General features: G+C 33.6%; 27 protein-coding genes, 1 pseudogene and 1 other annotated feature. Of the genes and pseudogenes, 21 read left to right on the top strand and 7 right to left on the bottom strand.

Annotated features, from left to right (window positions below; genetic code table 11):
- The 4 genes from cysS to BHY08_RS09395 are packed head-to-tail and all read left to right on the top strand — an operon-like array spanning nucleotide 1 to nucleotide 3,185.
- Nucleotides 1-1,419: a cysteine--tRNA ligase gene (cysS, locus tag BHY08_RS09410; protein WP_071457614.1), complete on the top strand. Its 1,419-nt coding sequence runs from the start codon at nucleotides 1-3 to the stop codon at nucleotides 1,417-1,419.
- Nucleotides 1,416-1,835, top strand: a complete 420-nt coding sequence (locus BHY08_RS09405) for a Mini-ribonuclease 3 (protein WP_071457613.1) — start codon at nucleotides 1,416-1,418, stop codon at nucleotides 1,833-1,835. The genes cysS and BHY08_RS09405 overlap by 4 nt, the downstream gene beginning before the upstream one ends.
- Nucleotides 1,816-2,631, top strand: a complete 816-nt coding sequence (rlmB, locus tag BHY08_RS09400) for a 23S rRNA (guanosine(2251)-2'-O)-methyltransferase RlmB (protein ID WP_071457612.1) — start codon at nucleotides 1,816-1,818, stop codon at nucleotides 2,629-2,631. The genes BHY08_RS09405 and rlmB overlap by 20 nt, the downstream gene beginning before the upstream one ends.
- Nucleotides 2,632-2,648: 17 nt before the next feature.
- Nucleotides 2,649-3,185: an NYN domain-containing protein gene (locus BHY08_RS09395; RefSeq protein WP_071457611.1), complete on the top strand. Its 537-nt coding sequence runs from the start codon at nucleotides 2,649-2,651 to the stop codon at nucleotides 3,183-3,185.
- 42 nt (nucleotides 3,186-3,227) lie between these two features.
- Here BHY08_RS09395 and BHY08_RS09390 read toward each other — a convergent pair whose 3' ends face one another.
- The 3 genes from BHY08_RS09390 to BHY08_RS09380 all read right to left on the bottom strand — a co-directional run bounded on the left by BHY08_RS09390 (nucleotide 3,228) and on the right by BHY08_RS09380 (nucleotide 5,798).
- Nucleotides 3,228-3,479, bottom strand: a complete 252-nt coding sequence (locus BHY08_RS09390; protein ID WP_071457610.1) for a hypothetical protein — start codon at nucleotides 3,477-3,479, stop codon at nucleotides 3,228-3,230.
- A gap of 130 nt (nucleotides 3,480-3,609) precedes the next feature.
- A complete protein-coding gene (locus tag BHY08_RS09385; protein WP_071457609.1) occupies nucleotides 3,610-4,326 on the bottom strand; it encodes a DUF4811 domain-containing protein in 717 nt (238 codons plus the stop codon).
- Nucleotides 4,323-5,798: an MDR family MFS transporter gene (locus tag BHY08_RS09380; protein ID WP_071457608.1), complete on the bottom strand. Its 1,476-nt coding sequence runs from the start codon at nucleotides 5,796-5,798 to the stop codon at nucleotides 4,323-4,325. Before BHY08_RS09380 ends, BHY08_RS09385 begins: the two co-directional genes overlap by 4 nt.
- A 144-nt stretch (nucleotides 5,799-5,942) precedes the next feature.
- Between BHY08_RS09380 and BHY08_RS09375 the strand changes: the two genes are divergently transcribed.
- The 4 genes from BHY08_RS09375 (at nucleotide 5,943) to BHY08_RS09360 (ending at nucleotide 7,994) form a co-directional block, all read left to right on the top strand.
- Entirely contained in the window at nucleotides 5,943-6,383 is a 441-nt protein-coding gene (locus BHY08_RS09375; protein WP_071457607.1) for a MerR family transcriptional regulator, read from the top strand.
- Between the two features lie 141 nt (nucleotides 6,384-6,524).
- Nucleotides 6,525-7,067: a sigma factor gene (locus BHY08_RS09370; RefSeq protein ID WP_071457606.1), complete on the top strand. Its 543-nt coding sequence runs from the start codon at nucleotides 6,525-6,527 to the stop codon at nucleotides 7,065-7,067.
- A 143-nt stretch (nucleotides 7,068-7,210) separates the two neighbouring features.
- Nucleotides 7,211-7,468, top strand: a complete 258-nt coding sequence (locus BHY08_RS09365; protein ID WP_071457605.1) for a Veg family protein — start codon at nucleotides 7,211-7,213, stop codon at nucleotides 7,466-7,468.
- Nucleotides 7,469-7,526: 58 nt separating this feature from the next.
- On the top strand, nucleotides 7,527-7,994 hold the full coding sequence (locus BHY08_RS09360) for a low molecular weight protein-tyrosine-phosphatase (RefSeq protein ID WP_071457604.1): 468 nt from the start codon (nucleotides 7,527-7,529) through the stop codon (nucleotides 7,992-7,994).
- Between the two features lie 43 nt (nucleotides 7,995-8,037).
- On the opposite strand, the gene BHY08_RS09355 is transcribed toward BHY08_RS09360, so the two are convergent.
- Both BHY08_RS09355 and trpS read right to left on the bottom strand, forming a co-directional pair.
- Complete coding sequence (locus tag BHY08_RS09355) at nucleotides 8,038-8,607, bottom strand: ATP-dependent Clp protease proteolytic subunit (RefSeq protein ID WP_071457603.1); 570 nt, start codon at nucleotides 8,605-8,607, stop codon at nucleotides 8,038-8,040.
- A 67-nt stretch (nucleotides 8,608-8,674) separates the two neighbouring features.
- Nucleotides 8,675-9,694, bottom strand: a complete 1,020-nt coding sequence (gene trpS, locus BHY08_RS09350) for a tryptophan--tRNA ligase (RefSeq protein WP_071457602.1) — start codon at nucleotides 9,692-9,694, stop codon at nucleotides 8,675-8,677.
- Nucleotides 9,695-10,012: 318 nt separating this feature from the next.
- Between trpS and spxA the strand changes: the two genes are divergently transcribed.
- From spxA to BHY08_RS09335, 3 genes are all read left to right on the top strand, one after another.
- Nucleotides 10,013-10,411 (top strand): transcriptional regulator SpxA, encoded by a 399-nt coding sequence (gene spxA, locus BHY08_RS09345; protein ID WP_071457601.1) that lies wholly within the window; start codon nucleotides 10,013-10,015, stop codon nucleotides 10,409-10,411.
- 200 nt (nucleotides 10,412-10,611) lie between these two features.
- On the top strand, nucleotides 10,612-11,304 hold the full coding sequence (locus BHY08_RS09340) for an adaptor protein MecA (protein ID WP_071457600.1): 693 nt from the start codon (nucleotides 10,612-10,614) through the stop codon (nucleotides 11,302-11,304).
- Between the two features lie 58 nt (nucleotides 11,305-11,362).
- Entirely contained in the window at nucleotides 11,363-11,884 is a 522-nt protein-coding gene (locus BHY08_RS09335) for a GtrA family protein (protein WP_071457599.1), read from the top strand.
- A 14-nt stretch (nucleotides 11,885-11,898) separates the two neighbouring features.
- Here the strand turns inward: BHY08_RS09335 and epsC are convergent, their stop codons facing one another.
- Nucleotides 11,899-12,645: a serine O-acetyltransferase EpsC gene (gene epsC / locus BHY08_RS09330; RefSeq protein ID WP_071457598.1), complete on the bottom strand. Its 747-nt coding sequence runs from the start codon at nucleotides 12,643-12,645 to the stop codon at nucleotides 11,899-11,901.
- A 10-nt stretch (nucleotides 12,646-12,655) separates the two neighbouring features.
- Nucleotides 12,656-13,588, bottom strand: coding sequence for a cysteine synthase A (gene cysK, locus BHY08_RS09325; RefSeq protein ID WP_071457597.1), 933 nt, complete (start codon nucleotides 13,586-13,588; stop codon nucleotides 12,656-12,658).
- A 521-nt stretch (nucleotides 13,589-14,109) separates the two neighbouring features.
- Here cysK and BHY08_RS09320 point away from each other — a divergent pair.
- The 10 genes and pseudogenes from BHY08_RS09320 (at nucleotide 14,110) to radC (ending at nucleotide 24,621) form a co-directional block, all read left to right on the top strand.
- Entirely contained in the window at nucleotides 14,110-14,334 is a 225-nt protein-coding gene (locus BHY08_RS09320; protein WP_071457596.1) for a hypothetical protein, read from the top strand.
- A 31-nt stretch (nucleotides 14,335-14,365) separates the two neighbouring features.
- A complete protein-coding gene (locus BHY08_RS09315; protein WP_071457595.1) occupies nucleotides 14,366-15,064 on the top strand; it encodes a hypothetical protein in 699 nt (232 codons plus the stop codon).
- A gap of 625 nt (nucleotides 15,065-15,689) precedes the next feature.
- Nucleotides 15,690-16,687 (top strand): annotated as a pseudogene (locus tag BHY08_RS10835) (IS30 family transposase).
- Nucleotides 16,688-17,067: 380 nt separating this feature from the next.
- Nucleotides 17,068-17,277, top strand: a complete 210-nt coding sequence (locus BHY08_RS09305; protein ID WP_071457594.1) for a hypothetical protein — start codon at nucleotides 17,068-17,070, stop codon at nucleotides 17,275-17,277.
- Nucleotides 17,278-17,727: 450 nt separating this feature from the next.
- Entirely contained in the window at nucleotides 17,728-18,390 is a 663-nt protein-coding gene (locus tag BHY08_RS09300; RefSeq protein ID WP_420855315.1) for a redox-sensing transcriptional repressor Rex, read from the top strand.
- 78 nt (nucleotides 18,391-18,468) lie between these two features.
- Nucleotides 18,469-18,960, top strand: coding sequence for a thiol peroxidase (gene tpx, locus BHY08_RS09295; RefSeq protein WP_071457593.1), 492 nt, complete (start codon nucleotides 18,469-18,471; stop codon nucleotides 18,958-18,960).
- A 42-nt stretch (nucleotides 18,961-19,002) separates the two neighbouring features.
- Nucleotides 19,003-19,198: a binding site (T-box leader), on the top strand.
- Nucleotides 19,199-19,256: 58 nt separating this feature from the next.
- Nucleotides 19,257-21,899 carry a valine--tRNA ligase gene (locus tag BHY08_RS09290; RefSeq protein WP_071457592.1) on the top strand — a complete coding sequence of 881 codons (2,643 nt, stop codon included), beginning with the start codon at nucleotides 19,257-19,259 and terminating at the stop codon, nucleotides 21,897-21,899.
- 19 nt (nucleotides 21,900-21,918) lie between these two features.
- On the top strand, nucleotides 21,919-23,205 hold the full coding sequence (locus BHY08_RS09285; RefSeq protein WP_071457591.1) for a bifunctional folylpolyglutamate synthase/dihydrofolate synthase: 1,287 nt from the start codon (nucleotides 21,919-21,921) through the stop codon (nucleotides 23,203-23,205).
- 3 nt (nucleotides 23,206-23,208) lie between these two features.
- Nucleotides 23,209-23,874, top strand: coding sequence for an HAD family hydrolase (locus BHY08_RS09280; RefSeq protein ID WP_071457590.1), 666 nt, complete (start codon nucleotides 23,209-23,211; stop codon nucleotides 23,872-23,874).
- Nucleotides 23,875-23,928: 54 nt separating this feature from the next.
- Nucleotides 23,929-24,621 carry a RadC family protein gene (radC, locus tag BHY08_RS09275; RefSeq protein ID WP_071457589.1) on the top strand — a complete coding sequence of 231 codons (693 nt, stop codon included), beginning with the start codon at nucleotides 23,929-23,931 and terminating at the stop codon, nucleotides 24,619-24,621.
- Nucleotides 24,622-24,765 lie beyond the last annotated feature (144 nt).

Genomic DNA, 24,765 nt, shown 5'->3' with positions numbered 1-24,765 from the left:
ATGGGAATAAAAATTTATAATACTTTAAGTCGTAAAAAAGAAAATTTTGTGCCAATTAAACCAAATGAAGTCAGCATGTATCTATGCGGACCAACTGTTTATAACTACATTCATATAGGAAATGCTAGAAGTACCGTAGCATTTGATACTGTTCGCCGTTATTTTGAATTTAGGGGCTACAAAGTTAATTATGTTTCTAACTTTACAGATGTGGATGATAAAATTATTAAGACAGCGAATCAAGAAGGTATTTCAACCAAAGAATTAGCAGATAAATTTATTGACGCATTTAAAGAAGACACTGGCAAATTAAATGTGCAACCAGCTTGTCTGCATCCACGTGTTGTTGATCATATTGATGACATTATCGACTTTATTTCTGTGTTGGTTGAAAAAGGATATGCCTATGAGTCACAAGGAGATGTGTACTATCGTACGCGTAAATTTGAACCATATGGTAAATTAAGTAATAAAAGTATTGATGAATTAGAGACAGGTGCGAGTCAAAGAACGGGTGCTGAATCAGCTAAAAAGGAAGACCCGCTAGACTTTGCTTTATGGAAAGAAGCAAAAGAGCATGAAGTATCATGGGATTCACCTTGGGGAAAAGGTCGTCCAGGCTGGCATATTGAGTGCTCTGTGATGGCAACTAAACATTTAGGTGATACAATAGATATTCATGCAGGTGGACAGGATTTAGAATTCCCTCATCATGAAAATGAAATAGCTCAAAGTGAAGCGAAAACGGGTGAAACGTTTGCTCATTATTGGATGCATAATGCGTATCTAACTGTAGGTGAATCAGGTGAAAAAATGAGTAAATCACTTGGCAACTTTATTACCGCACATGATTTGATGAAAGATGTGTCACCAGAAGTGGTGCGTTTCGCTTTATCAACGACACATTATCGTCGACCAATGCCTTTCAATGAGACAACCATCAAAGAAGCAACGACTAATTTAGGACGTATAAAAAGTAGTTACAATAATGCAACGTTTAGATTAGAAACAGCAGTGGATTCTTTAGAAAACGACCATGATTGGTTAAAAGAGTTGTCTTCATTAATGATAGAATTTGTCACAGAGATGGACGATGATTTCAATGCCGCGAACGGTATCACGGTTGTTTATCAATTAGTGAAATACTTGAATCGTTATCTAGAAGAAGATGCGGTGTCAAAAGAAGTTATCACGGCTTACCAAGAAACATTAGAAAAACTAATGCTTATTTTTGGGATTGAACTTGTTAATCAAACGGATTTATTAGACGGTGACATTGATGCGTTAATCGCTGAGAGAAATGCCGCTCGTAAAGAAAAAAACTTTGCTAGAAGTGATGAGATACGTGATTTATTAAAAGAACAAGGGATTATTTTAGAAGATACCCCTCAAGGAACAAGATGGAGTAGAAGTGAATGACAAATGAAAAAGATTATACCTTATTAAGTGGGTTAACACTAGCTTATGTGGGGGATGCCATATATGAGACATATATTCGCGATTATTTAGTAAAAAGTGGGCAAACTCGCCCGAATCAATTACACCGTTTAGCAACACATTATGTTTCAGCAAAAGCACAACATTATTTGATTGAACAAATGATGATGCAAGACTTATTAGCTGAAATAGAACAAGATATCTATCGCCGTGGACGTAATGCTAAAAGTCATACGAGTGCCAAAAATACGTCGATTGCTGTGTATCGATCATCAACTGGATTTGAAGCATTGATGGGGTATCTACATTTAACAGAGCAAAAAGAACGCTTAGAAGAAATTATTGCATGGTGTATTCAAACAATAGGAGAAAAAAACAATGAGAAAACCTCAAAATAAACGAAGACCAGATAGACAACGCCCAAAATTTGATAAAAAAAATCAACAAGAAGCAGATGAGTCAACGCCAGAAATGGATGATGTGGTGTTAGGAAAACATGCCACAATAGAAGCACTGCAAGCTAATCGAGGCAATAAATTATTTTTACAAGAAGATATTAAAGGAAATAAAATTGAAGAGATTAAACAATTGGCTCAAGAGAAGATTGTGTCTATCAAATGGGTACCAAAATCTAAATTAGATGAAATGGTGGATGGCTTAAATCATCAAGGCATCGTCTTAAAAATTACGCCATATGAATACCTATCGTTATCAGAATTACTAGAAAAAACCAAAGAAAAAGAAAATCGTTTTTTCTTAATTTTAGATAGCATTATGGACCCACATAACTTAGGTTCTATCTTAAGAACAGCTGATGCAGTAAATGTTGATGGTGTGATTATTCCAAAACATCGTGCAGTCGGAGTGACACCAGTGGTAGTGAAAACTTCTACTGGGGCGGTAGAACACATTCCTATTTCACGAGTGACAAACCTTTCGCAAACAGTTAAGGAACTAAAAAAAGAAAATATCTGGGTATTTGGGACAGATATGGAAGGCACAGATTATACTCAGTGGAATGTTTCAGGAGACATTGCTTTAATTATTGGTAATGAAGGAAAAGGAATGGGACAAGCACTTAAAAAAGAAGTAGACGAGATGATTACCATTCCGATAGATGGACATGTTCAAAGTCTCAATGCGAGCGTTGCAGCTGGCTTATTAATGTATGAAGTGCATAGAAAAAGGAGATAGATTATGGAGGGCATCACATGACACGAAAATTAAAACATCAAGTCCTCTTTGTTGATGGATACAACATGATTGGTGCTTGGCCTGAGTTAAATCGTTTGAAAAAACAAGATAAACTAGGTGACGCTAGAGACCAATTATTATTTATCTTATCCAATTATGCAAAGTATAAAGGAATCGAAATCATCGTTGTATTTGATGCCCAACTTGTTCCTGGAATTCAGCAAACATATGACAAGTATGGCTTGACGGTTATTTTTACAAAAGAAGATGAAACGGCGGATACTTATATTGAACGAGAGGTGCCTAATAAAATGAATGCATTGACCACTGTTCGCGTGGCAACAAGTGATTTAGCGGAACAATGGGTGATTTTCTCTCAAGGAGCACTACGAGTATCGGCACGAGAGCTGTTTAATTCGATTAAAGAAGTGGAAAAAGAAATTCATTCTGACACACAGGACTACCAATATCAAAATTTGAGACGAAATAGTCCTTGGAATCAAGAACAAGTCAAAACACTACAAGAGTTATTTGATGATTTAATGTATCATTAAACAAAATGACCCATTACCTTTATTATGGTGACGGGTTATTTTTTATTTTTTGGCAGAACGTATAAGTGAATCAAACACTATTTTAACCAAATATAATATACCAGTTGCGACTGAGCCAGTAAAAAGAATACTAGATACATCTGCAAAAAAGTTTTCTAAACTAGGATTAGCAAATAAGCCAATAAGGTAGAAAACAACGCATAAGCTCAATAAAACAACTGCAAATAATAAAACAATAGCATTTAATTTGAGTGTTTGCTCCTCTTTGTTTTTGTTATTAGTAAAGTTTGTCATGAGTAACTCCTTTTTTGTTATTAAATTATTTTTTATAATTATAATATAAAATCTAGTCAATAGTAAAGGTGCCATTTTGGTCAATAAAAAACCAGTATCGACACTTGAATCAGTGTGATACTGGTTTTGTCTATTTTGAAATATTTTTCAGAATATCAGACATCATTTTTTCTTTATATTCTTTAGCATAAGTTTCAGATAATTCTGTTTGTTTATCTTTATTTGTTGCGATAGCTGGATCCTTAGTAATCTCTTCTTTTAGTTTATCAGCAACATATTTTTTTATATCTGCTTCTAGGGTGTCCTTTTTAGCAGACATTTCTTCTTCTAGTTTTTTAGCTTGATCTGTGCTTAATTCTAACCAATCACTTGGAAGATAGAACGTATTTTTTCTAGAATCAAATTCTTTATTGTTTCCAGAAATACCAAATAATAAGTCATAAAAAGAATCTTTATATACCCAACGAGTCGTTTTTATTTCTAGAGCTGCTTTATCTGTATCGGCTGTTTTGACAGTGTTTGTTACATGATCTGTTCCTGTTTGAGAGACTTTTTTCTGAGTAGGTGTTGTTTTATACAGATAGACTTTATCTCCTTTTGTTCCTACAGGTTGGTATAATAGAATGTTTAAATTCTCTGCATCAGCTGAACTCACAAGAGAAATTTCTTTCGTTGTTGTTTCTTTCTCCATTCCAAAGTGATGAGCATAATTCATTTCCATTAATACAATACTTCCGATAAAAACAATACCGAAAATCACGGTTAAAATGTATTGCCATGTTGATTTTGAGAAAATAAATGTGAAAGCAAATAGTAACACACTAAGAATAACTAAGATGACAATCATGAGATGACCTCCTTACTTTGAGATGCTTTTTTAGAATTTTCGTGAATAAAGAATGTGGTGACTAAACCGATAATCCCGAATAAAACAGCAACTAAAAAGGCAGCATGGTAACCTGTTAAAGTGGCATGAGTGGCTAATTCTTTGTATTCAAGAGGAGATGATTTTAATAGAGATTCTTTTGGTAACGCATTTTTAGTTTGGTTTGTTAAGACACTAATTAAAATAGCTGTACCCACTGAGCTAGCTACTTGTCGTAAGGTACTGTTTACGGCAGTCCCATGTGTCATTAAATGTTTTGGTAATGAGTTCATACCAAGAGTTGTTAAAGGCATCATAACCATGGAAATACCAAACATACGAACAGCATATAACGTAATAATATAAATAACAGGAGTTGTTTCAGTTAGGAACATAAAAGGAATTGTCGCACTTGTCAGTAAAAACATCCCCATGATACCTAAACGTTTTGCTCCATGTTTATCAAAAATTCTCCCAGTAATTGGCATCATGAATCCCATGACTAATGCACCAGGCAATAACATTAAACCAGAGTGAAACGCAGATTCGCCTCGAATATTTTGAATGTATAAAGGAAGAACCATTTCAGCTCCAATCATTGCCATGTTTGCTAAACTGGAAAGAATTGTTGCAATCGTATAAGTTTTTGATTTAAACACTCTAAGCTCTAAAAATGGTGTTTCAATGGTTAATTGTCGCCAAGTGAAAATAATTAATGTCATAATCCCAACAGCTAAAAAGCTGATAACTTTTGTGCTGCCCCATCCATCATTGCCGACACTAGAAAATCCATAAAGTAATGAACCGAATCCTAGAGTAGAAAGACAGATAGATAAAACATCGATAGCAGGATTAGAAAGTTCTAATACGCTCTTCATAGCAAAAAGCGACAAAATGATAACTAATACAACAATAGGAATGACCATATAAAATAAGTCACGCCATACATAATGATCGATAATGTAACCAGATAGTGTTGGTCCTAAAGCTGGAGCAAGTCCAATAACAATTCCGGCTCCGCCCATCGCGGCACCACGCTTTTCTGGTGGAAAGATGTTTAACATAATATTTTGCATTAAAGGCATTGACACACCAACTCCAGCAGCTTGAACTAGTCTGCCAGTTAGTAGCATAGAAAATGTTGGAGCAATCGCACAAAGAATCGTTCCAACTAAGAAAATACTCATCGCACCAATGTATAAATTTTTTGAGTTGAATTTATTCATAAGCCACGCAGAAATAGGAATCATAATTCCGTTAACTAATAAAAATCCTGTTGTTAACCATTGAATAGTCGCAGCAGAAACATTAAAATCTTCCATTAATGTTGGAAAAGCAGTAGTAAGTAGCGTTTGATTTAATACTGTACAAAAAGTTCCAATTAAAAGTACAGTAACGAGTAGACTACGTTTATAGGTGTTACCATGAATATCTAAGGAATGTGTATCACTCATGAGATTTCCTCCTAGTAAGTTTATTTTTACAACAAAAAATAATATACACCTGGCGAACAATATTGTCAACTACATTGACACGGATGTTCGTCAGGTGTATATTAAGAAGAGATAAAAGTCGCTAGAAGGTAGGGATTAGGTTATATGGTGTCAAAGATTAAAGAGTGGATAGAACATGAGGATATACGTATGGGGATCAGCGAATTGACTAAAAAAACAGGAGCAACAACAAGACAACTAAGGTATTGGGAAAAGAAAGGATATATAAAGTCAATTCAACCAGATCCAAATAGTCCAAGAGCTTATAAGTTAAGTGACATTATAAAAGTAGAGCTAATAAAAGAATACTTAGATAGTGGGTATACTCTTTCTATGGCTTACGAGAAAGCAATTAAAAAGTTAAGTAAGATGCAACGATTTCGTGAGGTTTTTTCTAATTATATTAAAGATGTTGAAATATTAGATGATCAGTATGAAGTATTTACCATAGGACCATTTGATGAAACAAATGAAAAAATAACGATTACTCATGATTCGAAGAATAATTTATTACGTTATAGTATTAAACAAATAGAGGGTAGTTAGTTTTAAAAACCATATTTTGGGCAAATAAAAGAAACGAATTTTTCATATAAAATTCAAAAAATATTAAACCTACATTATAAATAAAGGTGTTATAATAAAACGCGAAGAGAGATAACGCTTTCAAAAAAATAAGGAGGCTTTATGGAAGAAGAGATTTTAGAACTACTTATTGAGAGAGCGAAAAAAGGTTGTTCATATTCTTTCGCTTATATTTTTGAAACGTATCAGCCGATCGTTTATCGTGTGAAACGGGTTTATCATTTGATGTATTTTGATACAGATGATTGGTTACAAGAAGGTCGGATTTGTTGTTATAAATCAATTCAAACATTTGATCGAAAAAAAGGTGCAACATTTGGTAGTTTTTTTCGTATGAATTTTAAAAATCATGTTTTTTCATTGATTAGACACCAAGAAGCGTATAAAAGAAGAGCAGATAAAGAAACTGGGGCGATAAGTGTCGAAGAAATCGATGGAACGAAAGCTTTAGTAGAAAAAAGGTCATCAGAAAATTTTAAGTATATTTTTTATAAGGAAAATGCGTTATTATTTTCTGAGTCATTATCTGAATACGAAAGACAAGTGTTTGTTAAAAATACTATAGAAGAGTGTAGCCAATTAAAGGATAAACGAGCGTTATCCCGTGTGAAGAAAAAGTTTATGCATTATTGTATTAATCCATAAAAAATAAAGTAGTTATCTCTCTTAATAAAAAATACTAATTATTCTATGAAAAAATAAAAATAGTGTTGAAAAATAAAAACAATTATGGTAAAATTTGTATTTTTTGTTCGTCTATGGTATACTTAGACAAAGAGGTGAATAAAATGTCTATAAATATCTCCACTATAAAAGAAGAATTAGAAAATAAAGTTGGTAGTAGAATAAAATTGGTAGCTCAAACTGGTCGTAAAAAGCAAACTGAGCGTCATGGCGTTTTAGCCGAATTATATCCATCCGTTTTTATTGTACAATTAGATCAAGAAGAAAATGCTTTTGAACGTGTATCATATAGCTATACTGATATTTTAACTCATTCAGTTGAAGTTTTATTTCACGACAGTGAAGAGGAATTAATAGGATAATAAAAGATATAGAGCCTAGAAGTCCTAAGGCTTTTTATTTTTTTAAGGGGGATAATGGATGAAGAAGGTATTATTTGTTTGTTTAGGGAACATTTGCCGCTCGCCTATGGCAGAAATAGTTTTTAGAGAAAAAGTTAAGGATAGTGGATTAGCGGATAAGATACAAGTGTCGTCAAGAGCAACTGGCAGCTGGAATGATGGAGATGCACCTCATAAAGGTACACAAGATAAACTAAAAGAAGTTGGCTTATCATGTGATGGGTTATTTGCTGAAAAAATATCTTCAGATGATTTTCATGAATATGATTACATTATTGCCATGGATGAAAATAATATCCGTGTTTTAGAAGGACTATCACCAGACATTGATTCACTACATAAAATTCACTTATTATTATCAGAAGAAGTTGGACTAGAAAAGGAAAATATTCCTGATCCCTACTATACAGGAGATTTTGATTTAACCTATGAGTTGGTAGATAAAGGGACAACTAAGTGGTTAGAAAAAATTAAAGAAGAATTATAAAAATATCCCCGTATCGATTAACTCAATACGGGGATATTTGTGTTTATTTTAATTCGCTAGATGATGAGATAATGTTTGATACAATACCATAGTCTTTTGCCTCATCAACTGACATCCAAAAGTTTCTGTCTGTGTCTTCAGAAATTTTTTCATACGTTTGCCCAGTTGCTTCAGCAATTAAACGGTTAATGCGTTCACGCATTTTAACAATTTCACGTGCTTCTATTTGAATTTCCGTACTTTGCCCTTGCACACCACCAGCTGGTTGATGAATCATGAAACGTGTATTAGGTAAAGCATAGCGATTTTCTTTCTTAGCAGCTAAGAAAATAGTAATCCCGGCACTTGCGACCCAACCAGTTCCAACGATTTTTACTTCGGGTTTTACAAATTTAATCATGTCATGAATGGTGTCTCCAGCTTCAACATGGCCCCCTTGACTATTGATATAAATTGTAATTGGTTCATCACTCAAAGCAGAAAGTAGTAGTAATTGACTACTTACTTCTTTTGCTAAGTCTTGATTGATTCCTCCATAAATTAAAATCGTACGAGTTTCAATCATTTTTTGAGTTAACATGGCATTGGTATCCATGGGTGCTTTATCTGACATATAAAAACTCTCCTTTCAATTATTTCTTTAGTATTAGTTTAGCATAAATACGTAATTTATAAAGAAATTAGCGTTTTGCTTTTCGTCCTAAGCCGACAGCATTTTTCATTTTACGTAATGTTTTATTTGCTACTTTAGATGCTTCAATAGCGCCTTCATCAAGGATTATTTGTAATTCTTCAGAAGTCAATAATTCATTATAACGTGTTTGAATAGGTTCAAGTACATTTACTACCACTTCAGCTAAATCATTTTTGAATTCAGCGTATCCAGCAGTGGCATATTTTTCTACTAATTCACCAATCGTGAAATCAGATAGAGATGAGTAGATAACTAGTAAGTTAGATATCCCTGGTTTGTTTTCAACATCATATTCAATGTTTCCACTTGAATCAGTGACAGCTGAACGGATTTTTTTTCGTATTACATCTGGTTCGTCCAACATTGAGATAAATCCCTTACTATTACTGTCAGATTTACTCATTTTTTTGGTAGGATCTTGTAAACTCATCACACGTCCACCAGCATTTTTATCTGGAATTTTCACCTCAGGAAGAACAAGAAGTGGTTGATTTTGCTTTTCTGCGTAACGAGAATTGAAGCGTTCAACGAAGTCTCTAGTTAATTCTAAATGTTGTTTTTGGTCCTCTCCAACAGGAACTAAATCAGCATTGTAGAGGATAATGTCAGCAACCATTAAGGGTGGATATGTTAAAAGACCTGCACTGACTGATGTTGAGCCTGCTTTTTGTGATTTGTCTTTAAATTGTGTCATACGTTCCAATTCACCAAGAGATGTGTTACACTGTACAATCCATGCTGCTTCTGCATGTGCTGGAACTTCAGATTGGATAAAAACAGTTGCCTTTTCTGGATCAATGCCCACAGCAAGATATAAAGAGGCTAATTGTAAAATTTGTTTTCTTAGTTTTAAACGATCTTGTGGTACAGTAATCGCATGTTCATCTACGATACAAAAGAAACAATGGTAGTCGTTTTGTAGTTGGACGAATTGTTTCATCGCGCCAATATAGTTTCCAATGGTCGGAATACCACTTGGTTGAATACCTGAAAAAATAGTTTTCATAAAATAATCATGCCTCCGTAAAAAATTTAGTTATAATAGTATTATACTAGAAAGTTATAATGAATAGGTGATAAAATAGTATTTTTTATCATGACAGAATATGTGTTATGAAAAGAGACACCAATATGTGAAAAATTCAATTAAAAGATAAAAAAACATGTTTTTTTATGTATCGGATATTATAAAAAAGTATTAAGAATGATGAGATAATCCTAAAAAAACCTAGTAATCATAGGTTTTTTATAGTACAATTTGTATATGGAAGATTTTAGTTAATAGATTTATTCTACTTATTACTTGTGAAAGGAAGTGACATATATGTTAAAATTATACACTTCACCTAGCTGTACATCTTGTCGAAAAGCACGTGCTTGGTTACAAGAAAATCAAATAGAATTTGTTGAGCGCAACATATTCTCGGAGCCGTTAACACAAGATGAACTAAAGGAAATTCTAAGAATGACTGAAGATGGTACAGAGGAAATCATCTCTACTCGTTCAAAAGTATTTCAAAAGTTAGATGTTGATTTAGACGAGTTATCACTTCCAGAGTTATTAGAGTTAGTACAACAAAATCCTGGATTACTACGTCGTCCTATTATGATCGATGAAAAAAGACTCCAAGTAGGATTTAATGAAGACGAGATTCGTCGATTCTTGCCTAGAGAAGTTAGAGCCATTGAATTAAAACAAGCTCAATTAATGGCAGGGATATAATAAATAAGTTTACAAAAATTAATAAAAATACTTGTTATAAGAAGATGGATTTGACTAGTTGTTCAAATGTATCTTTTTTTTCTTAAAATTCACTAATTTTCGTAGGTAAAACGGACTAAGTAAAGGTGATTTTCTTTACTTTTTATCAATATGCTTTACAATAGAACTATGTAAATACTTTTGAAAAGAGGTGTAGCCATATGGAAATGGAACGAATTAATGAGAATACAATTCGAGTATCAATTGGGAATGATGATCTTGCAGAACGCGGAATCACTTTTTTAGATTTGCTTGGGAATCAAAGGCAAATAGAGACATTCTTTTATAGTATTTTAGAAGAGGTCGATGTAGATGAACAATTCCAAGGAACAGATGCTGTAACGTTCCAAGTGCTACCCAACCATGATGGACTTGAATTGTTTATTAGTAAAAATACGGCGATTGAAGATGATTCAGATTTCAGTGATTTTGATAATACTCAAGCAGAAGGATTTGTTGATTATTTAAGAAATCAAATGACACCTCCAGAGTCGACCCAAAAAGAAAAGGAAGCATCATCTGATATTGGTGAGTTTAATTATTTAGAAGATAGTATTTTTGGTGCAACTTATGAGACAGTGTTTAGAACATCTGACTTTGAAAGTATTGTTGAGTTGGCTAATAATATCCAGTTACTAAACGCCTTATCCTCATTGTATTTTTATAATAATAATTACTACTTACAGTTATCATTCTTATTGGAAGATAGCACAGAAGGACAAGCAAGAAACGATGTATCTAAAATTTATGAGTATATGGAATTAACGAGCATTACACGAGATGTTTTGGATGAATATGGTGAATTGATTATTGACAGAAATGCATTAAGCATTATGAAGTACTACTTTAAGTAAGAGAATGTTTTCGGACATTCTTTTTTTATTAAAACGAAAAAAGTTAAGGGGTGATAGAATGATTAGACGTCGAGAATTACTGTGGTATAGTGTATTTGGTACGACAGCAACCTTTATCTATTTTTTTATACGATTTATGTCAAAAGGATGGACAGATAATGTTCTTGTAACAGTTACGCTAGCACAAACCGTCGCAATCACTTTTTCATTCTTTGCTAATAAGTTTTTCGTATTTAAAAATACTGGTTTGGGATTTTATTGTTCGTTCAAACAATTTGTTGAGTTTATAGCAGGACGTTTTTTCGTGATTATACTTGATTTAGGGATAGCTTATTTTTTTGTAGAAAAATATAGTAGAACAATGATCTCATTGTTTCATCTACAAAAAGTTAACTACCAGCAATTCGTATTTAGCCATCCTATAATTGGTCCATATATGGGAAATGCCTATTTGTTGAATGAATTTATCTTTACCGTATTGTCTCAAGTTATTGCGACGATTATAAACTATGTTGTATCAAAACGTATTGTATTTAATGCAAAAAAGAGTTATGAAGGAGAGCTGGTATCTTCTTCGTAACTCTTTTCTTTTTATTAATAGGTTGAGTTTTTATTTACAACAAGAGTATCTTCAGGAACAGATTTAGTAATCCATGTACCACTTCCAATGATACAGTTTTTTCCAATAAAAGTATCTCCACCCAAAATAGTAGCACCTGCATAGACAACCACACCATCTCCTATATTAGGGTGTCTTTTTCCATGTTTTGCAAGTGTGCCATCCTCAGCGATTTCAAAACTCCTTACACCAAGCGTGACATTTTGATAAATTTTTACGCGTTCACCAATCACGGTTGTTTCACCAATGACAACTCCTGTTCCATGATCAATGAAAAAGTATGAACCAATTTGGGCTCCTGGGTGAATATCAATCCCAGTTAGACTATGCATCTTTTCGGTTAACATACGAGGGATGATAGGGACTTTGAGTCGATAGAGTTCATGGGCAAGACGATAGATACTAATGGCTTTAAATCCAGGATAAGTTAAAATGATTTCATCCGTACTTTTTGCAGCGGGATCACTCTCATAAGCCGCCTGAACATCGGTTTTTATTATAGTGAGAATATTAGGCAGTTTATTGTTTAGTTCTTCAGCAATAGTCTTGATAGCTATTTCTTCCTCTATAACATAAGTTAATCCTGTTATAATGGATTCTTGAAACATGTCGTTTGTTGTCGTTTGTTCGTGTGAACCAAAAAAATTTGGAAATAGCAAAGAAAAGAAGTCAGAGATAACTTTTTCAATTGCTTGCTCCATTCCAACATAATTCCTAGACATAATAATCTTCCTATTCTGTAAACATTGGTGTAGATAAATAGCGTTCTCCAGAATCTGGTAACAATACTACAATACGTTTATTTTTATTTTCAGGTTGTTTTGCTAATTGAATAGCAGCATACGTTGCAGCACCTGAAGAAATACCAACTAACATACCTTCTTCTTCAGCGAGTAAACGACCTGTTTCAAAAGCATCGTCATTTGATACAGTGATAATATCGTCATAAACAGATGTATCTAAAATAGAAGGGACAAATCCAGCACCAATTCCTTGGATTTTATGACTACCAGGTACACCAGTAGATAAAACAGCAGAGTCAGTGGGTTCAACAGCAATGACTTTGACGTTAGGATTTTTTTCTTTAAGGTATGTGCCTACACCAGTTACCGTTCCACCAGTTCCCACGCCAGCGACAAAAATATCAACATTACCTTCAGTATCATTCCAAATTTCTGGACCAGTTGTTTGATAGTGGATTTCAGGGTTAGCAGGGTTTGAGAATTGAGATGGAATAAAACTATTATCAATTTCAGATGCTAGTTCTTCCGCTTTGGCAATCGCACCTTTCATTCCTTTAGACCCTTCAGTTAAGACAAGTTCTGCACCGTATGCTTTCATTAATTGACGGCGTTCAACCGACATTGTTTCAGGCATAACGATAATTAACTTATAGCCACGTGTAGCAGCCATCATAGATAAACCAATTCCAGTATTTCCAGAAGTGGGTTCGATAATGGTTGTATCTTTTGTTAATACACCACTTTTTTCAGCGGTATCTAGCATCGCTTTAGCAATTCTATCTTTTACCGAACCAGCTGGATTAAAGTACTCTACTTTAGCTAAAATAGTAGCATCTAGGCCAAGTTTATTTTCAATCCCTTTTAATTCAAGTAAAGGCGTTTTTCCAATAAGTTCATCAATTGAAGTGTAAATTTTTGTCATATAATCTCTCCCTTTTCTTATTTAATTTGTCACTTTTTTCTAATATATAAATTATAACGTGTTTAAGCTACTATTCAAAATATAAAGTCTAAATCTTAGAAAAATAGTTACTCGACAATAATTGTATAGGAATTATTTTGTCTCTTCATGTTATGCTAAGAGTTAGATGATTTAAATTGAGAAATTTTATTAGTAATCAAATGATTAAAAATGATCTTTAAAGCAGTATTACAGGGAGGATATTAATTTTTTAGTGTCATAGTTGTTCATAAAATTTTAGAATGATAAATAGGAGATTAATTCATAGTTTATTTGAGTGGGATATTGGTATGTAACAATGATTAGGAGTAAGAAAAGAGATGATGAGTATGAAACGAAAAAATTAGAAATATGGTTAGTTGCTTCGATTAGTATGATGTTAGTGGGTTGTACTCACCATTCCAATAAAGAGACGACAAAATCCACTAAATAAGATTTTGAGAAAAAACAAGTTGTGGTAAAAAATACTGAGACCAAAGAAGATGACAGATGAATCGTTGAAACCATACTATCGTCAGTCAAAATATTATTCATTAGACTATAATAAGGAAACAAATCAAGATTTTATTAAATTTGCTGATAAGTTAACTAAAGAAATCAAAAATAACCAAACGCTTGATATAGCTAATAATGAGCTTAAAAAACATCCATCTTATCAAACATATAACGAACTTCGTCAACAGTTAGATATAAATAAGATATGGTAAACTAAACCTAAGAATAGTTAGGAGGACATTTATGATTTTAATGGCAACAGTTCATGATCCATCAGGACAGTTATTAAGTTTATGTGATGGTTTAGGTGAAAAACTACAGCAACTATTTTCTGAAGTCTATTTATGTGTGAGTGATGTCACTCATCAAGAAGTCATTCATCAACTGTCAAATCAGTTCAAACGAGTAAAAGTAATTCCTAAAAATGGCGCAGCAGACGCGAGAAGACAAGTACTATCGTATGCATTAACAACTAAACAGTCACCGTGTAATCTGATGTATTGTGATTTTGATCGCATTATAACGTGGTTAGATACTAACCCAAAAGAATTATATCAGTTGGTCAATCATAAAGAAAAGATGGACTACATGATTGTAGGCCGAACGACAAAAGCTTTTTCCACGCATCCTTTGAGTTGGCAAGAAACAGAGCGTGTGACGAATTTTGTTGCTTCTAAATTTTTTGATATAGAAAACTTAGATGCTACTGCCGGTGCAGCTATTTTGTCAGATGAAGTGGGGAAACTAATCAATGATAAATCAATCCATACCCACACAGATTGTGAATGGCCTAAAATTGTTGTGGATAATGGTGGTAGATTATCACATATCAAAGTAGATGGTTTATCTTTTGATACAGTGAACGTTTCTAATATAACTAGCAATGACCATTACACCGAAAGACTAAAGCTATCTCTTAATATTTTAGCGATTTTTCATTAGTGTTACATGGCATATTAAGATCGAAAGTCTTCTAGGAATTAGAATGTGCTATTAATTTGTATTGAATAAATAATAAGATTATAGTGGGTTCACGTGGAATAACATGCCAGTGGAATAATCCTTTATGTAAGTTCGATTATGACTTATATAAAGGGTTTTTTAGTTTGGAGAAGTAAGAGCGGATAATTAGACAAATAAATAATCTAATCAAAAATAATTCAATGAAAAAAGGTCACAAATTAGCATAAGTAAGGTAAAAATTGAATTTATTGAAGAACGGAATCTAAAGAATCTTGTAGTGTCAATCGTTACTTGTTATTCGTATCATAAAAAAATTCTTTCTTGGTCAAAAAATAGATATATAGGAGTTACTTTTGTACATTATAAAAGATTATTGAACGTCATAGACTTCTTTTTGTAAGTAACAATACATTAAAAAGGGGCAATTAAAATAATTAATAACACTAAACAATTTGTAAAACATTGTTCAAATAACTAAGATATAAATAAAAAAAGAAGGTTAATTGTAGAATCAAGTTAGCCACCCTAAAATAATAAAAAAACACCATGGTAAAAATTCATGTATCGTTGAATTATCCACCCAACAACGAAAGGAATTTTTATCATGGAACAAACTCAGAATACCACACAAAAACTGCCTTATGAACATCTTTCCTTTGAGGAAAGACAACTTATTGAAGTTTGGCATAATAAAGGTACTTCTAATAGAGAAATAGGTAAACGATTAGGTCGGCACCATCAAACAATAAATAATGAGCTGAAACAGGACAAGCTAAATAGATAGAAAACAGAAAATGTTGTGGCGCTAATTCTGAGCTAGTCAGTGCTGTTGACTTTATTAATTATGCCTGTAAACAGATTATTGACTTTAATTGGTCACCTGATGCCATTGTTGGTTTTGTCAAGTCCTTAAGGACGTGGGATAAACCTCTTGTTTCTACTAAAACACTTTATAACTATATTGATAAAGGATTTTTACCTATTAGAAACCATCACCTCAAGATGAAGCTTAGGCTCTCATCTAAAAAGAAAAGAAGTCGTAAGCATAAAAAAGAACTAGGAAAATTAATTGATGAGCGACCAAGTACAATTAACAATAGAGAAAGCTTTGGTCATTGGGAAATAGATAGCGTTATTGGTGCAAAATCTAAAGATGACAATGCTCTACTTACTCTTGTTGAAAGAAAAACGCGTTACATGATTACTGTTGTGTTAGATGATCATACAGAAGAGTCTGTTTGTTATGCTGCTAATCGATTAAAATCCGAGCTCGGACAAGCTAGCTTTAGCAAGATGTTTCAGTCAATTACTGCTGATAATGGTAGTGAATTTAGCTCGCTACATGATGCTCTCCAACAAATAACTGATGTCTATTTTGCTCATCCTTATTCTTTCTGGGAACGAGGTACAAATGAAAGACATAATGGTTTATTAAAACAAGTTGTTCCGAAAGGAACTCCAATTTGTCACTATTCAAAACAGTTCATTCAACTAGCTACTGAAAAGATTAATCTTTTACCACGTAAAATCTTAAGTTATAGACAACCAGCAACATTATTTTTAGAAGAAATTCAAAAGCTTAAAATCAAAACATGTTGGTAAAAATGGATTTTAATAGAATAATATAGAAATTTAGATGTTTTTGCCTAGGTGGCTAACTTAATATTGCAATTTAGGAAAAAAATATTTTTTCATTTTATATCTATATATCTGTCATAAAATCTAGTCAGTGTCATTATATTCAAACAACGACCACTGTTCCTGAAGAATTTAATAGACATTTAGAAAAATTAATGAAATCATTAAAAAAACAGGATAGTTTAGATGTTTTTTTGATCACTAATGATCAATATAAAGATAGTTTGCAATTTATTTATGATTTATTTAGTCAGTAGGCTAAACATTATCATTCTGATGCAACACATGAACTAACCATACAATTTATTCAGTTAATTACAACAAGGATGCATGTTGAGAGTAGTGTGCTTGACTTTAATGGGATAAAAAAAGAATTAGCTTATGTCACCTTTTTGAACACAGAATATCCTTACCCAATGAATTTAGTTAGTTTGAGAAGTGAGTTAAATGCAACATCAATACAATCACGTTATCCTGTTTTTTATGAGAGTGTCACTAATAGTATTGATTTTTTGGCAAAAGAACTTGGCTTACCTATTATAACTATTTATTAATTAGTCGAGTCTTTCACTATTGGGACTATCGTTCATTTGAAAAACTATCCAAAATAAAGCCAGTTTCTCTTGCTATTTCGACAACTTTAGATAAAAATCATGTAGGTATTTTGGCTTATATGTTAAAATAAACGTTTCAATCTAAACTAGATATTGTGTTCAAAGAATATGGAAAGACATTATTCAACAGTGAAGAGAATAAAAATAGTTTAGAAAAAGTGGATCTTGTAATCAGTAATCATTCGTTTTACCACCAGTTAAGTCATAATATTATAGTAGATGATGTAATTAAAACATATCGTCTAGAAAAAATTAAGAGGGCAATCAATTTAATCTTAATGAAACATACTAGACAAGAGTCAATGGATAACGCATAACTGTGATTGAAAAAGATTGTGAAAAATGATAAACTAAATGTGAAAATCATCACAACTTTAGGAGGGGTCGATTGTGGAGGAACAAAAGGATATTAGAATGGTCCCAAAAGCAACAACTAAACGTATACCACTTTATTTTCGATATTTGAAAACATTACATGAAGCAGGTGTTAAACGCATCAAATCAAATGAGTTTAGTAAAATGATTCAAATTCCGTCAGCGACTATTAGACGAGATTTTTCTCATTTTGGTGAATTAGGACGTAGTGGATATGGGTATGATGTTCCTTATTTGATAGAAGTATTTAGTGATATTCTAAAAACAGATATTGAAAAACGTATTGCACTTGTTGGGGCTGGTAATCTTGGAAAAGCGCTTATTAAAAATAATTTCAGACGAGATACTAACTTAAATATCGTTGCAGCGTTTGATACAAATCCGGAACTTATTGGAGAAAAAATCAATGGTATCATAGTAAAAAATATGAGTGAGTTAAAAAGTATTGTGAAAAAAGAAGGAATCACGACAGTTATTATGACTGTACCGAGTAGTAAAGCCCAACAGGTCATTGACCAAGTGGTAGACGCAGGTGTAACGGCTATTCTTAATTTTGCTCCTAAACGGTTGAAAGTCCCATCTCACGTACAAGTCCAATACATTGATTTAACAACAGAATTACAAACGTTAATTTATTACGATGAAAATTATAATCATGCAAATGTTGACTTGATTTAGTTTTTTCGAGGCATGAACTTTGTATATTTGACTTTATTTAACTATAATGAGGTAAAGTCATGAAAAGGATGTGTCGACATGGAAGTATTGTTAAAAGGAAACCCAGTAGAATTAGTAGGGACACCACCAAAAGTTGGAGAAAAAGCCCCATTATTTAGTTTAAAAGATTTGTCAGATAATGTGATTTCATTAGAGGAATTAAAAGGAAAACCAGTTATTATTAGTGTGGTACCTGATATTGATACTAGTGTTTGTGCACTACAGACAAAACACTTTAATAAAGAAGCAGCGACAATTAAAGACGTATATTTTTTAACGATTTCAAATAACACAAAAGAACAATTAGCTAATTGGTGTGCAGCTGAATCAGTTGACATGACAATGTTAAGAGATGAAGAAGGTGTTGTTGGAAAAGAATATGGTATTTTAATTCCATCAATTAATCGTTTAGCACGTTCAATTTTTGTGTTAGACAAAGATGGCGTCATTACATATGAAGAAATCGTACCAGAAGTATCAAGTGAACCAAATTATGTTAAAGCATTAGATGCTGCAAAAGCGCTAATCTAAGTTTGACGAAATGATGCTATCAAGGTAAAATGAATGGCATAAACAACCACAAAGAATAGGAAGAGTAATACTTGGATATGTTGCAGAAAGAAAATCCATCGGCTGAAAGATTTTCCATTTAAAAGTATGAAGGTAGCCTAGGAGTGGGAACCGTATTGTCAACGTTATATGACCTAAAGAGATAAGCGTATTTGTATGCTTATAAGATAGGTGGTACCGCGAGATAATCGTCCTAAAGTTAGAAATAACTTTAGGACTTTTTTGTTTTGAAAAATAAAAAATAAGGAGAAATGTACATGACAGATGAACAACAAAACTTAGCGCCAAAGTTTGACCCAAAAGCTGTTGAAAAAGGGCGTTATAAAGAGTGGCTAGAAAAAGATTTATTTAAACCAAGTGGGGATGAAAGTGCACCAGCGTATTCTATTGTCATTCCACCACCAAACGTGACAGGAAAGCTTCACTTAGGTCATGCATGGGACACAACTCTTCAAGATATGATTATTCGTCAAAAGAGAATGCAAGGCTTTGATACATTATGGTTACCTGGTATGGACCATGCAGGAATTGCGACACAAGCGAAAGTGGAAGAAAAATTACGTGGTGAAGGTGTATCTCGATATGATTTAGGTCGTGAAAAATTCATCGAAACAACGAAAGAATGGAAAGAAGAATATGCCGGACACATTCGTGAGCAGTGGGCGAAATTAGGTTTATCTTTAGACTATTCAAGAGAAAGATTCACCTTAGATGATGGACTATCTGATGCGGTGAAAAAAGTCTTTGTGACACTTTATAATAAAGGGCTTATTTATCGTGGAGAGTACATTATTAATTGGGACCCACAAGCAAAAACCGCTCTATCTGATATCGAAGTCATCCATAAAGACATCGAAGGCGCGTTTTATCATATGTATTATCCATTAGCTGATGGCAGTGGAAAATTAGAAATTGCGACAACACGCCCAGAAACCATGCTTGGAGATACAGCTGTTGCCGTTCACCCTAAAGATGAACGTTATCAACATTTAATTGGCAAAACAGTGATTTTACCATTAGTGGATAAAGAAATTCCGATTGTCGCTGATGATTATGTTGATATGGAATTTGGAACAGGTGTCGTAAAAATTACACCAGCCCATGACCCTAACGACTTTGAGGTGGGTAATCGTCATGATTTACCTCGTGTTAACGTGATGAATGATGACGCGACAATGAATGATTTAGCTGGTAAATATGCTGGTATGGATCGTTTTACTGCACGTAAAGCAGTCATTAAGGATTTAGATGAGTTAGGACTACTTAAAGGTATTGAAAAAATGACTCACAGTGTTGGTCACTCTGAGCGAACTGGAGTCGTGGTTGAGCCAAGATTATCAACGCAATGGTTTGTTAAAATGGCGCCACTTGCGAAAAAAGCTGTTGAAAACCAAGCAACAGATGACGCCGTTGATTTTTATCCACCACGTTTTAATCAGACATTCTTAACATGGATGGAAAATGTCCATGACTGGGTAATTTCTCGTCAACTTTGGTGGGGACATCGTATTCCAGCTTGGTACCATAATGAAACAGGCGAAGTCTATGTTGGAGAAGAAGCACCTAAAGATATTGAAAACTGGCATCAAGATGAAGATGTATTAGATACATGGTTCAGTTCAGCTCTTTGGCCGTTTTCAACAATGGGTTGGCCTGATACGGAGTCACATGACTTCAAACGTTATTTCCCAACGAATACATTAGTGACTGGTTATGACATTATTTTCTTCTGGGTAAGTCGCATGATTTTCCAAAGTTTAGAATTTACTGGAGAAAGACCATTTGAAAATGTGTTGATTCACGGATTAATTCGTGCTGAAGATGGACGTAAAATGAGTAAATCTCTTGGTAATGGTATCGATCCAATGGATGTCATTGACCAATACGGAGCAGACGCTTTGCGTTGGTTCTTATCAAATGGTTCAACACCAGGTCAAGACATGCGTTTTAGTTATGAAAAAATGGATGCTGCTTGGAACTTTATTAATAAAATTTGGAATGCCTCTCGTTTTGTATTAATGAATGTTGAAGGTATGACGTATGATGATATTTCACTTGATGGTGATAAGACTGTTGCAGATAAATGGATTTTAACTCGTTTGAATGAAACGATTGAAAAAGTAACGAACTTCTTTGACCGCTTTGAGTTTGGTGAAGCAGGTCGTCACTTGTATAACTTTATCTGGGATGACTTCTGTGATTGGTATATTGAGATGAGTAAGGAAATTCTTTACGGGGAAAATGAAGAACAAAAACAAATAACGCGTAGTGTTTTAGTACATGTATTAGATAATATTTTACGTTTACTACACCCAATCATGCCATTTGTGACAGAAGAGATTTGGGAAAAAATTCCACATCAAGGTGAATCAATTGTAGTGGCAGCTTACCCAACAGTAAATGAAGTTTGGACAGATGAACAAGCGGCAGAAGGTATGGAAGTATTAAAAGAATTAATCCGCTCAGTTCGTAATATTCGCTCAGAAGTGAATGCACCAATGTCTAAGCCAATTACATTGTTAATCAAAACATCAAAAGATTCAGTTAAAGACTTCTTTGAAGCAAATACTAATTATATCGAACGTTTCTGTCATCCAGAAGTGTTAGAAATTAAAGAAGAATTTGATGTGCCTGATTTAGCCATGAGTGCAGTGATTACTGGAGCTGAAATCTATTTACCGTTAGAAGATTTAATCAATATTGACGAAGAAATTGCTCGTTTGGAAAAAGAGTTGGATAAGTGGACGTCAGAAGTAGCACTTGTTGAGAAGAAATTAAGCAATGAACGTTTTGTTTCAAATGCACCAGAGGCTGTTGTTGCAGCAGAACGTGAGAAACAAAAAGATTACTTAGAAAAACAAGCCTCTGTAAAAGAAAGACTGGCTTCTTTGAAAAAATAAATAAAGGTGGCTGTACAAGATGGAGTATGGAGAAATCATTTCATGGATACATGAACGCACAAAGTTTGGTATTCGTCCGGGGTTAACACGAATCAATTATTTATTAGAACAATTAGACAATCCGCAAGATAAGTTAAAAATTGTTCATATCGGTGGAACAAATGGAAAAGGCTCAACGACAACGTTTTTACGTTGTCTGTTAGAGCAACAAGGCTTAAGGGTCGGAACCTTTACCTCACCGTATATCGAATCATTTAACGAACGCATTGCGATTAACGGCCAACCAATTCCTAATGAAGATCTGGTTGAATTATGCGAAAAAGTGATACCTATCGTGAATAAGATGGATGAGGTACCTGATTTAGCTCATACTGTTGAATTTGAAGTATTAACAGCTATGATGTTTGATTATTTTGTTGATAAGAAAGTTGATATTGTTCTAGTTGAAGTTGGTTTGGGCGGACGTTTTGACTGTACGAACGTGATGACTCCACTTGTGTCAGTAATTACGACAATTGGTTTGGACCATGTCGATATTTTAGGAGATACGATTGAACAAGTTGCTAGTCAAAAAGCTGGGATTATTAAAGAAGGAAGGCCAGTTATTGTCGGAAATGTTTCAGATGAAGCATTTGATGTGATTAGTAAAGAAGCAAACTCATTACATGCTCCAATCAAACGTTATGGGGTTGACTTTGATAGTCAATACTTACAACCAACTGATAATTGGGGAGAGACATTCCATTTTAAATCTGATAAAGTAGATTTGAAACAATTATCCATTAATATGGTTGGAAAACACCAAGTAGATAATGCAAGTGTTGCCATTGAAGCATTTAACGAAGTGGCTGATATGCTTCATTTACCAGTGTCTAATCGTGATTATCAAAAAGGATTACAACAAGCATTTTGGCCTGGTCGTATGGAAAAAATTTCTGATGAACCATTTATTGTATTAGATGGGGCGCATAACGATCACGCGATGGAAGTATTGGTAGACAATCTAAGACGAGAATTTTCAGATAAAAAAATTCATACGATCTTTGGGGCGTTGACCACTAAAGATATTCAAGGTATGATTGGGTTATTACAGTCAGTAAACAATCTAGACTTGAAAGTGACCACGTTTGATTACCCAAAAGCTTGCACGAAAGAATTATATGAAGAGATGGGATTAACAGCATATAATCACTGGCAAGAAGCACTATCAGATACATTAAAAGAAGTATCAGGGGACGATTTGATTTTAATTACCGGCTCACTATACTTTATTTCCCAAGTAAGACAAATTTTATTAGGAGAGTGACATGTGAAAAAAATAAGCGGCGTTATTTTTGATATGGACGGATTAATCTTTGACACAGAAGCAGTCTATTCAAAAAATAATATTGAAATTGCACAAAAATTCAAGATGCCTGGCTACGATGAGGAATATTATAAATCTGAAGTTGGTTTAGGCGAGAAGGCAGTTTACCAAAAATATGTCAACGATTTTCCAATGTTGAGACAAGATGAGATTGACCAATTTTTTAAAGAAAGTCGAGCTAGTACATGGGAAGAATTTTCGACAGTGGGAGCACCGATTAAACCAGGTGTGGAAGAATTGTTAACGTATTTAAACAATCACGGCGTAAAGTGTGTCGTTGCTTCAAGTAATAACCGTGAAGCGATTGATATGTTATTAGACAAAGCTGGATTTATGGATAAGTTTAGTGGGATTGTCAGTGGTAATGATGTGACACATGCTAAACCACATCCAGAAATTGTTGAAAAAGCTATCGAAATATTAGGTACACCAAAAGAAGAAACGATAATGCTAGAAGATTCATTGAATGGCATTCGAGCGTCTTTCACTGCCAATGTACCAGTCATCATGGTGCCGGATTTGATTTTACCAAATGACGAAGCGAAAGAAAAAACACTGACTATTAAAGATAGTTTGTATGATGTGTTAGACTACATAAAATCAGTTTAAATCAAAAACTCCTTTTTTCACGTATGTTTTGAGTGAAGAAGGGAGTTTTTTTATATGACTAACATACTACACACATTCGACTACCAAGATCAGTTGTTACCAAGAGAACGTTTGATAGAACATGGTGCAGAAGTATTGTCTAACGAGGAGTTACTAGCAGTGATTCTTCAATCAGGTAATAAATCAAATTCTGTCATGGAGTTGGCAAGAAATATTTTGACTTATTGCGATGGTTTATATGGCATGAAGACGATAAAAATTGAAGAATTGATGAGCTTAAAGGGGATAGGGCAAGTAAAAGCCGCACAAATAAAAGCGGTCGTTGAGTTAAGTAAAAGATTGAATCAATCAACAAAAGAAAAATATGGTAGAATCTGTTCGAGTCAACAAATTGGTGAGAGTTTAGTTGAAGAAATGAAAGATTTAGTGCAAGAACACTTTGTGGTATGTTACTTAAATGCTAAAAATGAGATTATCAAAAAAGAGACTATTTTTATCGGAACGCTCAATCAATCTATTGCCCATCCTCGTGAAATATTCCATTTAGCAGTGAGGTATTCAGCCTCTCGTATCATTTTAGTTCATAATCATCCATCGGGAAACCCAGAACCGTCAGATCAGGATGAAGTATTCACAAAACGTTTGGTTTCTTGTGGTGAAATGATGGGAATTGAAGTGTTAGATCATATTGTTATAGGAGAATCCGATTATATCAGTTTTCGAGAAACGCAGAGATTATCATTGTAAAAACGGGACTTTACTTGCAATTAAAACAGACATGAGTTATCATGAATATGTAATATGGTTTTGGATTTCAATAGATGTTGTATGAAACACCCTCTATCGACCGAAAGCAAGTATTACAAAAATTAACATGTGCTACGGCACGAG

The organism is Vagococcus teuberi, from assembly GCF_001870205.1.
Lineage (GTDB): Bacteria > Bacillota > Bacilli > Lactobacillales > Vagococcaceae > Vagococcus > Vagococcus teuberi.
Note: the sequence above shows the minus strand (reverse complement) of the source record. Positions and strands in the feature narration are given on the sequence as shown.